General features: G+C 46.4%; 13 protein-coding genes. 6 read left to right on the forward strand and 7 right to left on the reverse strand.

Features of this window, described 5'->3' with window-relative positions:
• Positions 1–18 precede the first annotated feature (18 nt).
• The 3 genes from QUB20_RS07045 to QUB20_RS07055 all read left to right on the forward strand — a co-directional run bounded on the left by QUB20_RS07045 (position 19) and on the right by QUB20_RS07055 (position 4,421).
• Positions 19–2,571 carry a DNA topoisomerase (ATP-hydrolyzing) gene (locus QUB20_RS07045; RefSeq protein ID WP_333244518.1) on the forward strand — a complete coding sequence of 851 codons (2,553 nt, stop codon included), beginning with the start codon at positions 19–21 and terminating at the stop codon, positions 2,569–2,571.
• Between the two features lie 159 nt (positions 2,572–2,730).
• Positions 2,731–4,143, forward strand: a complete 1,413-nt coding sequence (locus tag QUB20_RS07050) for an ATP-binding cassette domain-containing protein (protein WP_333244521.1) — start codon at positions 2,731–2,733, stop codon at positions 4,141–4,143.
• A 125-nt stretch (positions 4,144–4,268) separates the two neighbouring features.
• Positions 4,269–4,421: a chlorophyll A-B binding protein gene (locus QUB20_RS07055; protein ID WP_333178327.1), complete on the forward strand. Its 153-nt coding sequence runs from the start codon at positions 4,269–4,271 to the stop codon at positions 4,419–4,421.
• Positions 4,422–4,633: 212 nt separating this feature from the next.
• Here QUB20_RS07055 and rpoD read toward each other — a convergent pair whose 3' ends face one another.
• Positions 4,634–5,800: an RNA polymerase sigma factor RpoD gene (rpoD, locus tag QUB20_RS07060; protein WP_333054809.1), complete on the reverse strand. Its 1,167-nt coding sequence runs from the start codon at positions 5,798–5,800 to the stop codon at positions 4,634–4,636.
• Between the two features lie 289 nt (positions 5,801–6,089).
• On the opposite strand from rpoD, the gene QUB20_RS07065 reads away from it, so the two are divergent.
• Entirely contained in the window at positions 6,090–6,338 is a 249-nt protein-coding gene (locus tag QUB20_RS07065; RefSeq protein WP_333054807.1) for a hypothetical protein, read from the forward strand.
• Between the two features lie 148 nt (positions 6,339–6,486).
• Here QUB20_RS07065 and QUB20_RS07070 read toward each other — a convergent pair whose 3' ends face one another.
• The 6 genes from QUB20_RS07070 to trxB all read right to left on the reverse strand — a co-directional run bounded on the left by QUB20_RS07070 (position 6,487) and on the right by trxB (position 12,144).
• On the reverse strand, positions 6,487–6,651 hold the full coding sequence (locus QUB20_RS07070) for a hypothetical protein (protein WP_223300711.1): 165 nt from the start codon (positions 6,649–6,651) through the stop codon (positions 6,487–6,489).
• Between the two features lie 255 nt (positions 6,652–6,906).
• Complete coding sequence (locus QUB20_RS07075; protein WP_333244525.1) at positions 6,907–7,107, reverse strand: hypothetical protein; 201 nt, start codon at positions 7,105–7,107, stop codon at positions 6,907–6,909.
• Between the two features lie 342 nt (positions 7,108–7,449).
• The gene (locus QUB20_RS07080; RefSeq protein ID WP_333244528.1) at positions 7,450–8,055 is read right to left on the reverse strand and encodes a DUF4276 family protein; all 606 of its coding nucleotides are present in this window, start codon (positions 8,053–8,055) and stop codon (positions 7,450–7,452) included.
• 51 nt (positions 8,056–8,106) lie between these two features.
• Positions 8,107–9,315 (reverse strand): AAA family ATPase, encoded by a 1,209-nt coding sequence (locus tag QUB20_RS07085; RefSeq protein WP_333238058.1) that lies wholly within the window; start codon positions 9,313–9,315, stop codon positions 8,107–8,109.
• A 169-nt stretch (positions 9,316–9,484) separates the two neighbouring features.
• The gene (locus tag QUB20_RS07090) at positions 9,485–10,369 is read right to left on the reverse strand and encodes an ABC transporter permease (protein WP_333244531.1); all 885 of its coding nucleotides are present in this window, start codon (positions 10,367–10,369) and stop codon (positions 9,485–9,487) included.
• A gap of 404 nt (positions 10,370–10,773) precedes the next feature.
• Positions 10,774–12,144 carry a thioredoxin-disulfide reductase gene (gene trxB, locus QUB20_RS07095; protein WP_333244535.1) on the reverse strand — a complete coding sequence of 457 codons (1,371 nt, stop codon included), beginning with the start codon at positions 12,142–12,144 and terminating at the stop codon, positions 10,774–10,776.
• Between the two features lie 618 nt (positions 12,145–12,762).
• Here trxB and QUB20_RS07100 point away from each other — a divergent pair.
• Together QUB20_RS07100 and QUB20_RS07105 are read left to right on the forward strand one after the other, a co-directional pair.
• Positions 12,763–13,779: a methyltransferase domain-containing protein gene (locus QUB20_RS07100; protein WP_333244539.1), complete on the forward strand. Its 1,017-nt coding sequence runs from the start codon at positions 12,763–12,765 to the stop codon at positions 13,777–13,779.
• Between the two features lie 259 nt (positions 13,780–14,038).
• Positions 14,039–14,278, forward strand: coding sequence for a helix-turn-helix transcriptional regulator (locus tag QUB20_RS07105; protein ID WP_172186452.1), 240 nt, complete (start codon positions 14,039–14,041; stop codon positions 14,276–14,278).
• The last annotated feature ends 43 nt before the right edge of the window (positions 14,279–14,321 follow it).

Consider the following 14,321-nt stretch of genomic DNA (forward strand, 5'->3'; position numbering starts at 1 on the left):
TAACGGACACAAGGACTCATGGCTAAACAACTCAACCTACTTTCCGGGCAAGTAATTTCTACGCCTCTGCACGCCGAGATGCAGCAATCGTACCTCGAATATGCCATGAGTGTGATCGTCGGGCGAGCTTTGCCTGATGTCCGCGACGGTTTAAAACCTGTTCACCGTCGAATTTTATATGCGATGCACGAACTCGGTCTGACGCCAGACCGACCTTACCGTAAGTGCGCCCGGGTAGTTGGAGATGTTTTGGGAAAATATCACCCCCACGGCGACCAATCGGTTTACGACGCTCTTGTACGCATGGTTCAGGAGTTTTCGAGCCGCTATCCTTTACTGGCGGGTCACGGCAATTTCGGTTCGGTGGACAATGATCCGGCGGCTGCTATGCGCTATACGGAAACGAGGTTGGCACCGATCGCCCACGAAGCTATGCTAACCCAAGTCGGCGATGCAACTGTTGATTTTACTGGTAATTTTGACAATTCCCAGCAGGAACCGACGGCGCTGCCTGCTCAGTTGCCGTTTCTGTTACTCAACGGCTGTACGGGCATTGCTGTGGGGATGGCAACTAATATCCCGCCGCACAATTTGGGGGAGGTGGTAGACGGTTTAATTGCTTTGATTGAAAACCCGGAACTATCCGACGAGAAGTTGATAGAACTGATTCCAGGCCCGGATTTTCCAACCGGGGGGGAAATCGTCGCTACAGAGGGCATTGTTGACGCCTACACTAAGGGTCGAGGCAGCATTGCGGTCAGGGGTGTGGCCGGGGTGGAAGAAGTGCCAGGTAATCGCAAGGTGCGTACTAAAACGGCGATCGTGGTGACGGAGTTTCCGTTTCAGGTAAATAAGGCGGCTTGGATTGAAAAGGTGGCGGAGTTGGTTAATGCTGGCCGCCTCGACGGTATTTCTGATTTGCGTGACGAGAGCGATCGCGAAGGGATTCGAGTGGTGATTGAACTCAAGCGGGAATTTACCCCTGAAGCGGTTCTCGCTCGCCTTTACCAACAAACTGACCTGCAAACAAATTTTGGGGCCATTTTGCTGGCAATTGTCAACGGTCAACCGCGACAGTTGACGCTCAGACAATTGTTGCAGGAATTTCTGGATTTCCGGGAAGTGACTCTTACCCGCCGCTACAATTACGAGTTGCAGGCTGCGGAACGCCGGTGTCACATTGTCGAAGGCTTAATGTTGGCTTTGACAAATCTCGATACAGCGATCGACATTCTCAGAAATTCTCCTGACGGCTCTACTGCTAAGCAAACTTTCCAAGTTCGCCTAAATTTGAGCGAAAGTCAAGCTGATGCGATTTTGGCGATGCCGATGCGTAGGCTGACTGGTTTGGAAAGGCAAAATTTGCAGTCTGAGTTTGATGAGTTGATGGCTAATATTCAAGAATTGCAGCGGTTGTTGAGCGACAGGCGCGAACTTTTGAAGGCTTTAAAGAAGGAATTTCGATCGCTCAAACGCAAGTACGCTGACCCCCGCCGCACTAAATTCGCCAATGGAACTGCACGCGCAGCAAACGCTGAATCACAATTTGCTGGTAAGAAAAATTCTGGGGTCAAGCAGTTGTCGCCGGCAACGATTCAGCCGAACTTATTGCCCGTTCTAGAGCCAGAGGAAACTATTGTTGAATTTTCGCACAAGCAGTACGTGCGACGCTTGCCGACTGGGGAAAAGCCACGCTCGAAAAGTCGCGAAAAATCGGTTTCAGCTTTAGAAAAAAATGAAGATTTTATTGTGACGGCCAATCTGACGAAAACCGATCGCACTTTGGTCGTCTTAACTCCTAACGGCAAAGCTTACCCGCTGAAAGTGGCGGATATTCCTAGTAGTAGCGCCAAAGACCGGGGAAGGCCGATCGTTAGTTTGTTGTCGCCGAGTGCTACTAAAGACAGTGCCGATCGCGCTTTGTCGGAAATCACAGTTGCACACTTTATTTTGCCGGAAAATTCGGAGGCGGCGGATTTAGTAACTCTGACTCAGCAAGGGAAAATTAAGCGCTTGGCGATGCAAGAATTTGCTGATTTGACTAATCGTGGCGTTACTGTTGTTAAACTCAAGGAGGACGATCGGCTGCGCTGTGCGAGTCTGGCTAAAGTCGGCGAGCAAGTGGCGATCGCAACTTCAGGAGGCCGAGTCCTCCGGTTTGAGATCGATGATGAACAACTGCCGCCAATGGGCCGCGCGGCCCAGGGTTCTCAAGTAACCAGGTTGCGGAAGCAGGAACAGTTGGTGGGCTGCATCACTCTCGACCCGAACGACAGTCTGGTGCTATTTTCCGAGTTGGGTTGGGCAAAACGAATGCCTGCAGGTTCTGTCAGACTTACTAACCGCGGCGAAATTGGCACTCAAGCTTTTCGCTTCGCAGAGCCTAAAGATGCTTTAGTTGGCTTGCTGCAGGCTGTTCCGGGTACGGATGTCAAACTTTTTACTAATTCTGGCCGCCTGCTGCGATCGACTATTGATGCTATAGCTTTTTGGGGGAAAGATGCTGCGGGCGATCGAGTTTTTGACCTCAATCCGGGTGAAAAAATTATCAAAGTTATCAGCAGTCAATAGTCAATAGTCATTAGTCATGGGTCATTGGTAATGGGGAATTATTCTTCTTGCAGGACTTCTTAAGCCTTGTTCCCAGGCTCTGCCTGGGAATACATACTCGGAGGCTCTGCCTCCAATTCCCCAATCTAAAATCTAAAATCTCAAATCTAAAATTGTTTAATGGCGCAAGTTGTATTAGAAAATATCTACAAAAGTTTTCCGCTCCGCCAAGGAGAACAGGAAAAAGAAGCAAACATCGTCGCAGAAAGTGTCTCGCCTATAGCCGATCGCCCTGCGTCTAACAGCGTTTTGCGGCGCATTAACCTGACGGTCGAAGACGGGGAGTTCATGGTGCTGGTGGGCCCTTCTGGCTGCGGAAAAAGCACTTTGCTGCGATCGATCGCCGGTTTGGAAGTTTTGACTGCAGGCAATATTTGGGTGGGCGATCGGCTCCTTAACGATTTGCCTCCTAAAGACCGAGATATCGCTATGGTATTTCAAAATTATGCTCTCTATCCTCACTTAACAGTTTACGATAATCTCGCCTTTGGATTGCGCCGATCGGAAAGGGAGAAGGAAGAAGGAAGAAGGAAGAAGGAAGAGGGAAGAAGGAAGAGGGAAGAAGGGATAAGGGGGAAAACACAAGGAGAAGAAGGAAGCATCCAGAAGATAGAAAAAATCAGGAATAAGGTAGAAGAGGTTATTAACGATTTAGCTTCTAATTCTTTTAAAAATCCTCTAACTTATCCTTTGTTTGAGGACTTTTTAGGAGGAGCGACTCGCAAGTTGCCTCCGGGTTTGCGCTATTTGTCGGAACGGGAAAAGGCTGTAGGAAAACGAGTGCGGGAGGTAGCTGAATTATTGCAAATAGAATCTCTTTTAAATCGCTTGCCGAAACAACTTTCGGGAGGGCAAAAGCAGCGGGTAGCTTTGGGTAGGGCGATGGCTAGGAATCCTGAAGTTTTTTTGATGGACGAACCGCTATCGAATCTGGATGCAAAATTGAGGGCCCAAACGAGATCGCAAATTGTGCAGTTGCAGCGACAGTTGGGAACTACAACTATTTATGTAACTCACGACCAAACTGAGGCGATGACTATGGGCGATCGCATTGCTATTATGAAGGTCGGCCAGATTCAGCAAGTAGCTCAACCTCTAGAGCTTTACAACAAGCCGGCTAATCTGTTTGTGGCTGAGTTTATCGGTTCTCCGCCGATGAATTTTTTGTCTGTGGAATTTAGTGCTCCGCTGTTGATTTCTCACCCGCAATTTCGCTTTACTTTACCCGATATTTGGGCAAAAAGTCTACAACAATATGACGGGCGAAGGCTGATTTTGGGCATTCGGCCGGAACATCTGAGCATTAACCCTCCGGCTACCAAAAATCTTTCGGTACAAGTGGAAATTGTAGAGGCTTTGGGACACGAAACTTATTTGGGGGTTTGTTTGACGGATGCTCCGGCGGTGAGGATGCAAGTGCGGGTTCCTCCTGAGCGATCGATCCGAGTTGGCGAAGAGCTTTGGTTGGCTATCGCCCATGACAAGATTCACTTGTTCGACCCTGATACCGAGTTGGCTATTTTTCCTAGTTAGGCAAAATCCTCAAGGTCGATCGACCGTTGTGACCGATATCACCAATCACAAGCTTGCATTTTTATCAAGGAATGTTATATTTATTTACATAAGCCTTACAAAAGTTAACGAAGGGAGTTCGCACTATGCAAGAACAAAAACGCAATGCTTGGAACTGGGGCTTCACCGAAGGCGCCGAAAATTGGAACGGTCGTTTGGCGATGATTGGTTTCTCTGCCGCTGTCATCATCGAATTGGTTTCCGGTCAAGGTCTGCTTCACTTTTGGGGCGTGATGTAATTTTCTAGTTAAGACTTTTTTGACAATGCAAAGCTTGGGAGTTCCGTTACGGACTCCCAAAATTTTGACAGCGCGATTTGGGCCACAAATAGGCAATTGCTCCCGGCAGTTAGCAGCACAAAATTTAACAGCTATAGCTCAAACCGGGTCGGGGGGTTCCCCCCCCCCAAAAGAGTGATAATCACTCTTTCGGGTGATGCTAGCAAATTACTCTAGCGGATATATTCTTTCAAGATGCTGTTCCGGTTGGGATGGCGCAACTTCCGCAAAGCTTTAGCCTCGATTTGGCGAATCCGCTCGCGGGTGACGTTAAAGATTTGACCAATTTCCTCCAAGGTCTTCATCCGTCCGTCATCTAAGCCGTAACGCAGCCGCAGTACATCCCGTTCGCGGGGGCTGAGAGTATCCAAAACGCTTTCCAAGTCTTCCCTGAGCAGGTTTTTCGAGACTTGATCTTCTGGTGTTTCCCCGTCAGATTCAATAAAGTCTCCCAGACGTGAGTCTTCCTCTTTGCCGATCGGAGTTTCTAGAGAGATTGGCAATTGTGCGGACTTAGCAATGAACCGCAACTTCTCGATCGTCATTTCCATGCGGGTAGCAATTTCTTCTTCCGTAGGCTTGCGACCCATTTCCTGAGACAGGAGTTTAGTAGTTTTCTTGATCCGCGAAATGGTTTCGTAAAGGTGAACAGGTAGGCGGATAGTGCGCGATTGGTCGGCGATTGCCCGGGTGATGGCTTGACGTATCCACCAAGTTGCGTAGGTAGAAAACTTGTAGCCTTTTTCGTGATCGAATTTTTCAGCTGCCCGGATCAGACCCAAAGAGCCTTCCTGAATCAAATCTTGGAAAGACAAACCGCGATTCATGTATTTTTTGGCGATCGACACCACCAAACGCAGGTTTGATTGCACCATTTTTTCCTTGGCCCGACGGCCGACGTGGAGTCGGTGACGGAATGCAGGAAGTGCCATATCTACAGCATTCGCCCATTCGCTGTCTTTGGGTTCGCGGTTATACTCTTCGAGCAGTTGTTCTCGAACTCGCTCTAATTCCAGCAAATCTGCAATCTTGCGCGCTAGTTCAATCTCTTCGTCAGCTCGCAGCAGTCGAATCCGACCGATTTCTTGCAGGTAAAGACGAATAGAGTCTTCAGTATAATGCTTTTTCTTTGCCTGTGCCCGACGGCGGGCTTTGGCGCCTTTGCCAGCTTTAGTGTCGTCCTCAGATTGAGAGTCTAAGAATTCTTCTCGATCGTCTTCTTCGTCGATAAAGAGTTCCAACTCGCTCTCAGGTAGAACGCTTTCGGCGCCCCGAAGCAACTCGAGTGTTTCCATTTCCGGTGTAATTGTGGTTGCGAGTACGGTGTTAGCCTGGATCATGCCGTCTTCCTCATGCTCCTGAATTAAAGAATAAATAACAGTGGAATAGTGTCTGTTTGTAGTTTAGACAAGTTAGCCAGTATTGACATTCCCGCAGGAAAAAATAGTGGGATTTTCGGTCTGCTAGCTGAATCTGTTACCGAAACTGCACCTGTTTTATGAGTCACGGTTCGAGTTCTGGTTTGAAGCAGGCAGCGCATTCAATCGATCGCAAATTTTAACATCGCGACCTTGAATTGAGCTAGCGGCTTTTTCTTTCGGAACGAGTTACCACATCACCTGCGATACCTTGCCCACAGAAGCAAACCATGAAGTGCGATCGATCGCACTTCCAAAAATACTGGCTTTTTTACTCGGTACTTCGAGCTTTTACCCGTACAAGTTTTCCCGCACGGAACCCTCTAACTTTTGTATTGGAGGTATCGAACTTTTGATTCGCCTTGCTTTCACTCTGGTTGTCAGACATGACAGTTGCACGGCAAATTTTCGCCACCTTGGATGTCGGTCTGCTGCCTCAAATGCAACAGCAGAGGGTTGAAGCACCAAAAGGGGAGAATCGGATCTTGCCAAGACCTTCCCGATTGTAGCCTTTCTCACAAAAAATGGAAGTTGTTTTCCATTGTTTGTCAAGAACTAGGAAAACTCTGTCAGCTTAGCTTGACAATACTAACTCATGTCCAGCTCTGCTAAATCCTGAGAACGGCCCGCAAAAACTTTGGCACGATCGAACGGCGCTGTTTTCTGCGTATATCTGGGTGAACGGCTGCGGCGTAGTTGGCCAGACAGTTAGCAGACAATTTTTGAGTTGCCCAAATTGGAACCAATACAATCCGTGTAGATACACCCATCATTACCCTGTTTCCCTGAATTGAATCATACGCAATCTGCGATTGAATAAAGCTCGTAGCTTTAGTTTTAAGCCGGCCACTCTGGATTAGAGACCGACTCTGACCCCCTATGAAGCGTTGCGGGTTGAGTAGTGCAACAGGGGCTTTCATTGTTAAGTTAGCTCAAATCTCAGAAATTGGCTTTAATTTTGACGTTAAATCACATTAAGTTCTTAACGTCACATTCTTATTTAAGCAGTTCGACTCGAGTTTGTCCCGTCAGTGGCAAAAACCACCAGGATAAATTCTACTGAGAGTTAACCCGCCGCGCAACTCTCGGCTGTGGACTTCTCTAAAATTTTTGGCTTTCGGTTCGCACTTACGCGATCGCACTGTCTCACAAACAATACAATTCGACATCTCCCGGAAGTATAACTTCACGATTCCTTTAAATATATCGTGACAGTGTGAAGATTCCATAAACCCCTTTAATTAAATTTAGATAGCATTCCAGAATTGTCTTGATAATTTCAAGCAGACGCAAAAAAATCCCCAGCGGACGTTGATGCAACTACCTGCAGATAATAACTCCGCCAGGGAAGAAAAATTTACCCAGTTAGCGATGTGCTTGCTATTGTGAGAGAATGCCTAAACCGCAGGATGCGCTTAAAGATGTGGAGGGGTAGGACGCTGGTGCGATGCTCAAAATTTTGTTATTATTTACAGCGTGTCATCAGAAAGCGCTGATCTAGGTTTGATCTCTAAATCATTCCTGGCTCCTAGCTCAGCAATGACGAGAGCGAAAATTGTCTATAAAGTTGATTATACCTGCTTACTATTGATGATTTCTAATAAACCTTGATAAAAGACTTTGAAGCTTTTAGAGAGATTTGATTCAGGATTCATATATTTAGAAATTTCGCTAGAGGCTTTATATTTTTCTAGTCCTCCCTGATGGTATCCAGCGTTCCGTAATACTCTTTCTAAAGCCTCCCAGGTGCCTCCTTTGATAGCATCAGGCTCTCGATATTTTTTTTGAGTAGCTAAATTGGGAGAGACTTTAGGGTGAGCTTGGCGAATTGCTTCAACATCGCCGAAAAACCACGCTTCTAATTCTTCAACTACAATTCGATTTAAGACTTGGAATGATTTATCTTTTTGACAGGAAGATTTAGTGATTAATCCCGATGATATTGCCATTATTTCTAGTTGTTGTTTTAATTTGAGACAATCTTCTCGATCTTCATCTATTAAAATAACAATTTTCCAATCAGGCGGAAGCCATGCTTGATAACCTTTCAAACGGTTAGGCAATTTAGCCAGTAAATCGGTTTTCCCTCGAAAAGCATGAATTTTATAGGTAACAGTCGATGGCAATATTTTGGGTAAAATCTGGGTTAAAGCTGATTCTAGTGATGCTTCTTCCACTAAAAACTCAAGATGCAAAATCCTCACCTACTCTTAATTTTAAAGTTAAAATCATTGCGGTGCACCCGCATTTTTAAGCGGATTTCCCACATCAAAGAAATCTTCCATCCACAGCGAACCCAGTAAGGCACCGTGTTCCATAAATTGTTTTACTCCCTGCATATCTGCGGTTCTTTTTGCTTGAGTAAAACCTTTCTCATCTCGATATAATACCCATAATTCCTCTGGTTTCAAACTATCCACAAAAAAGGGAGAATGCGTTGTCACCATTAATTGAGTATTCGCAGAAGCAGAACGACATTCTTCTGCAAGCTGAGGTAATAATCTCGGATGTAAATGATTTTCTGGTTCTTCTATCCCCACTAACTGCGGGGGATTTGGGTCAAATAATACTATCAAATAAGCTAAGAGCTTTAAGGTACCATCGGAGGCAAATTTTGCCAGAATTGGATGAGAAAAAGGAGCATCTTTAATTTCCAACAAAAGTCTGCCATCCTGCATGATTGATGCTTCGACTTTTTCGAGGCGTGGAATACGAACGGAAAGGGTTTTTAATATTTCTTCTAACCGTTGGGGATGTTGTTCCTTGAGGTATTGGATAACATTTGGTAAATTATCCCCCGTGGCGGACAATCTTTCCTGTGCACCTGCTTCGGTAAGGCTGCGGGTATGATCTGCGGTTAAATATGATAAATACCAGCCTGTAATAAAACGTCTTAATGCACTAACACGGGGATGTTTGGCAAATTGTCCTAATGTATTTACTGCTAAAAATTCAGAGGATTCTAGTTTTTCGGTTATCCTTTCACCTTCTTCATCAGGACTTTCACCACTAATGACTTGTCCTTCCCCTTTTTTGAAGTCTAAAAAACGAAAGGGTTTTCCTTTTCCCGATTGTCCGCGTCGCCAATGCAACCATTCTTCAGCAATGAAGGGACGATTATTTTCTTCATCTATAGCGAGATGATAGGTAATTAAAGGCGATGCGGATGTCTCTCGATATTTTAATTCAATGATAATGCAGCCTTCGCTGTCTCTGGTGCGTAATTCTCGAAATCTGCCCCGTCTATCCCAGGCTTTTCTTAGGCTTTCGGTAAAACATTCGGATAGGAAAGCGAAAACATCGAAAATAGTTGACTTTCCGCTACCGTTTGGGCCTAAGAAGACTGTTAAGGGGGTGAGATTTTTGAGTTCGAGATTGTTCAAAGCACGGTAATTTTGGACTTTGAGATATTCAATACGGGGAATATTTTTCATCATTTCACCTCCTCAATTATAATCTGGGTTTTTTTCCTCCTAATTTCTCCTTTAACGAACCGCGAAGACGCGTTAGGCGAAGCCGCGCGTAAGCGCTAGGGCGCGAAGGAAGAAAAGAGAAGAAGAAAAAACTCAAGTCCTGACTGTGAACTTAATTTAAGCGCGAGACTGATTACTGCTGATTCCGCAGGCGAGGGTTAACAAACTCGTTTAATCCTTCCCCCACCAAAGATAGTCCCACTACCATTAAAGTCATCGCCAAACCGGGAAACAAAGCTGTCCACCAAATGCCAGTAGGTAGCGCATCTAAAGCTAAACGCAAGTCGTGTCCCCATTCGGGAGTTGCTTCGGGAAGTCCTAATCCGAGAAATCCCAAACCTCCTAATGTTAAAATTGCATCGGCCGCGTTGAGCGCAAACAGCACCGGTACGCTCTGAATCACATTCAGAAACAGGTAGCGCGAAAGCACTGTCCAAGTATCGGCACCCATTGCTCGCGCCGCTTCGACAAACAATTCGGTTTTGACGCTGACGGTGTGATTCCTGACGACGCGGTAGTATTGAGGGATGTAGGAAATGCTCAGGGCGATCGCAGCATTCAAAACTCCTTTTCCCACTACAAACGCTAGCGTCAGAGAAAGTAGCAGCCCCGGCAAAGTATAAATTGTATCCATTAAAAATAACAACACTCGATCGAGCTTGCCGCCCAAATAACCGCTAACCAAACCCAGCGGCACACCGATAAACAAACTCAAAGCAGTTGCTAAAAGCACCACTTGCCAAGCCGCGCGAGAAGCAAACAGCGTGCGGGAAAACACATCGTAGCCACTGCGGCTAGTACCAAACCAATAATTCGCCGACGGCGGTTCGTGGATGGGGTTACTCAAAGCCTCGGTAGGATTTTGCAGCCATCCCCAAGCTTGCATAGCTGGAGACAAGGTGGCTACCAATATAAAGACGGCAGTTATTGTCAAACCTGCCCACATCATTTTCATTGACAGGCTTGACGGTGAGGCACTGTTGAGAAATCGCGGCAGTCGGAGGCGGCTTTGAGCCATAATGACGATCGACCTATATAAGACTTTTCGATTTTAGTAGCACTCAGGCGCAAAAACCCGGAACAGTCAATCGATTTTAGATTTTAGATTTTAGATTTTAGATTGACCCCACGGATAAATGCGGGGGCTTGAGGATTTTAGATTTTCGATTTGGGATTGATTCCACGGATAAATCACGTGGCGAGTACCACCTTTGAAATTCCTGGTCAAAAATCCTCTTTCTCATTCGCCAAACACTCGCGACAAACCGGATTTTTTCGGGGGATGGGGCTAAAAAACAACCGGTTTATCCCCTGCACGGGACTGGCGCGCAGGGGATAAACCGGTTTTTGACAGGTGCGACGCAAGTTGAGTTTAGGAAAAATCTCTCTTGGCACACCTCAAATCTAAAATCGATCGAATTCCTACAAATTACTGGCAATTAACTCGCGGTACTGGCTTTTCGGCTTAACTCCCTTGAGCTCAGCTACCAAATCTTTGTCTTTGAAATACTGAATCGTCGGCGTACCCATCACGCCAGCATTTTCAGCAATTTCAGGATCTTCTTCGATGTCAATTTCCACGTAGTGGATTTTGCCATCGAACTCATCTACTACTTTGCTCAAAATCGGCTTGAGGCTGTGGCAAGGCCCACAACTCGGAGAGGCATATTTGACCACAATCAGTCGATCGCTATCGTGGAACAACTTCCGCAAAGCATAACCTCCTTCGTGGCGCGTCTCTTGGATATCAAAGTTCTCGCTGGTTTTGCGTACTTTTGGAGTTTCTGGCGCTGCTAGGGGTTGCTCGGATTCCTCAGTTTGATGGAATTCCTGCGTTAAACCGTTAACTGACAGCCAACGTTCTGCCAGCATCGCACCCATACAACCGCTGCCGGCCGCGGTGATTGCTTGGCGAAACTCGTGGTCTTGTACGTCGCCGACGGCGTAAACTCCCTCGACGCTGGTTTCTACCGAACCGTGTTTGGTGGCGATATAGCCTACTTCGTCGAGTTCTAGCTGACCTTGGAACAGTTGAGTGTTGGGAGTGTGACCGATCGCGTAAAACAATCCTTTCACCAGCAAATCGCTCTCGGCGCCGGTCTCGATATTTCTAATTCTCACCCCGTCCATTTTGCCGCCCGCTTCGCCCAAAATATCCACTGCTTCGGTGTTCCAGTGCACGGTAATTTTGGGATTGCTCAGCACTCGGTCTTGCATGGCTTTGCTCGCGCGCATTTGATCGCGCCGCACCAACATATGTACGTGAGAGCCGTATTTTGTCAAATAAATAGATTCTTCCGCTGCTGTGTCACCCGCGCCGATGACAGCTAAGTCTACTCCTTTAAAAATTGGGGTAGCGCCGTCGCAAATCGCACAGGCCGAAATGCCGTGACTCCAAAATACGTGTTCGCTAGGTAGCCCCAGCCTTTTCGCCGTCGCGCCTGTAGCGATTACTATGGTGTGGGTTTTGATTTCTCTGTCTTCCGATCGCACTGTAAACGGACGCTTGGTCAAATCCACCGAAATTACATCTTCTGTGTATAATTCGGCACCCCAGCGCACTGCTTGAGCTTTCATCCGATCCATCAGTTGCGGCCCGGTGATGCCTTCGGGAAAGCCGGGAAAGTTTTCGACTTCTGTGGTGGTCATCAGTTGACCGCCGGGGATGCCTCCCATTTGGTAGCCTTCAAAGACTACGGGTTTCAGGTTTGCCCTCCCCGCGTAGATGGCTGCTGTGTAGCCTGCTGGGCCTGAGCCGATAATTACTAGGTTTTCTACGGTTTCGTTGGTCATAGCTATTTAATTAAACTCATAACGACTTCGTTTTACTGATTCTAGCAGAGTTCGATCGAGTTTGGTTGGATGCCATTGTGCGATCGAGCATCTGTATCTATATCTTGAGGGTCGATCGGTCTTCGGGGCAATTCCAGCTACTTTAATAAGCAAAAACAATCTAAAAGTCGATTTAGTTTTAAATGTTCGATCTATTTTAAGGGCTGAAATCTTAAGAAAATCTAAAGACGACCAAAATTATTGACTTCATTCTCAATTATTTTACCTATTTACTTGCTTTGAGGCTTGTGGTACGATTTTCACAATCCAGGGGCATTATGACTAATTTACGTTTTTGAGGCTGCAAGCTTTTAAAATCGTAAAATTAACGAATTCGCAAATGTAATAAGTACAATTATTTATGCAAAATCCGCATTTGATGGTTTAAGAATTGTAACGGAGATTTTGCCAAGTTTGACAAAATACAGTATTTGTGGTATGCAAGGTGCAAGGGGGGGAAATTAGAAGGAAATTTTTAACCGCTTTGGAAGCACAGGCGGGACGCCCGTGCCACGATAAACGAAGCACAGGCGGGACGCCCGTGCCACGATAAACATAGAATTTTATAATTGTGTCTGAATGGATAAAATCAAGATATTGTTTGTGTGCAGTCAGAATAAGTGGAGAAGTTTGACTGCCGAGAAGATATACCAGAAGGTTAGTGGCTACAGTGTGCGATCGGCTGGAACGGAAAAAGGTGCAAGAATTAGAGTAACTGAGGGTTTGCTGGGCTGGGCGGATTTGATATTTGTGATGGAGAAGAAGCATGGCGATCGACTTCGCAGCAAATTTCCCGAAAGTCTCGAAGGCAAGAAAGTTATTTGCCTGCAAATCCCGGACAATTACCAATATATGGAACCGGAGTTAGTCGAGCTTTTGCAGGCGAAACTGAACCCCTATATGGAAATTCCAGAGAACGAGATAAATTTTATGCAGCGAGTTTTGGAACCGGAAGTGATGGATTCCTTGGAAGAGGCGATCGAATACGATTCGATGGACTTTACTGAGGTTAATGCTGCTTTTGCTCAGAGTGCTGCGGCGTTGGGGCCGGTTTTTGGAAACGTTTTGGATGCGGGGACGGGTACGGCGAGAATTCCGATCGCACTTTCTCAAATGCGGCCAGCATGGAAATTGACTTGCATCGATTTGTCGGCAAATATGCTGAAAGTCGGGGCCCAAAATGTGGAAAGGGCGGGCGTGCGATCACAAATTAGTCTCGAATTAATTGATGCTAAGGCAATGCCTTACCCTGACAGTTATTTTGACATGGTGATTTCTAACAGCATTATCCACCATTTGCCCGATCCGCTGCCGTTTTTGCAGGAAGTCAAGCGGGTATTGAAGCCGCAGGGAGCAATTTTTTTGCGGGATTTGCTGCGGCCGGAAAAAGCGGAAATCAGGGATAATTTAGTCAATCTGTATGCGGGAGATTGCAACGCGCATCAGAAACAGTTATTCAGCGATTCGTTGCAAGCAGCATTTACGCTGGATGAAGTTGAGGAGATGATCCAAAATGCCGGGTTGGATGGGTTGAGGATTTATGAATCTTCAGACAGACACTGGACGGCGGAGCGTGTTTGGTGCGAGTCTTTGTAGGCACGGGACGATCGCCGGAGAAAATTTCTACGCAGTATTGCACACCTTCAGGCTAAATACTTGTCCAAATCCGACCAACTGCGGAACCTATCCACGACGCTTCTATTGTCAATTGGGAAGCAGGCAAACAATAATTTAGGAATTCAGACGCTGTTGGTAAGGCATAATCGATTCATGCTCCTTTCTAAAATTGTCTAATCAATTTATTGTTTAGTCAAGATGCTTAAGCATCTTATAGAAAAAATGTGCGATCAAAGTTATGCCGAAAAAGCCCGTTCCGCGACCTGAAGATGAAGAGTCGCACTTAAAGAAGCTCAGGGAAGAACTGGAGATGAGTCAGGAAGATTTGGCGCGAGAGCTTGGCGTTTCGTCGCAAACCATCAGCCGTTGGGAGTTGGGGAAGAATGTGCCGACGTTCACCGTCAAGCAGATGAAAGCTTTGGAGAAATTGCTGGCTAGCATCGGGAGGTCGATCGGAGATTTGCCAGACAATCTGTGATGGAAACCATTAAACCAGCCCACGGATAAATCCCTGGATCACT

The sequence above is a fragment of the Microcoleus sp. B4-C2 genome (genome assembly GCF_036705265.1).
Classification (GTDB): Bacteria; Cyanobacteriota; Cyanobacteriia; order Cyanobacteriales; family Microcoleaceae; genus Microcoleus.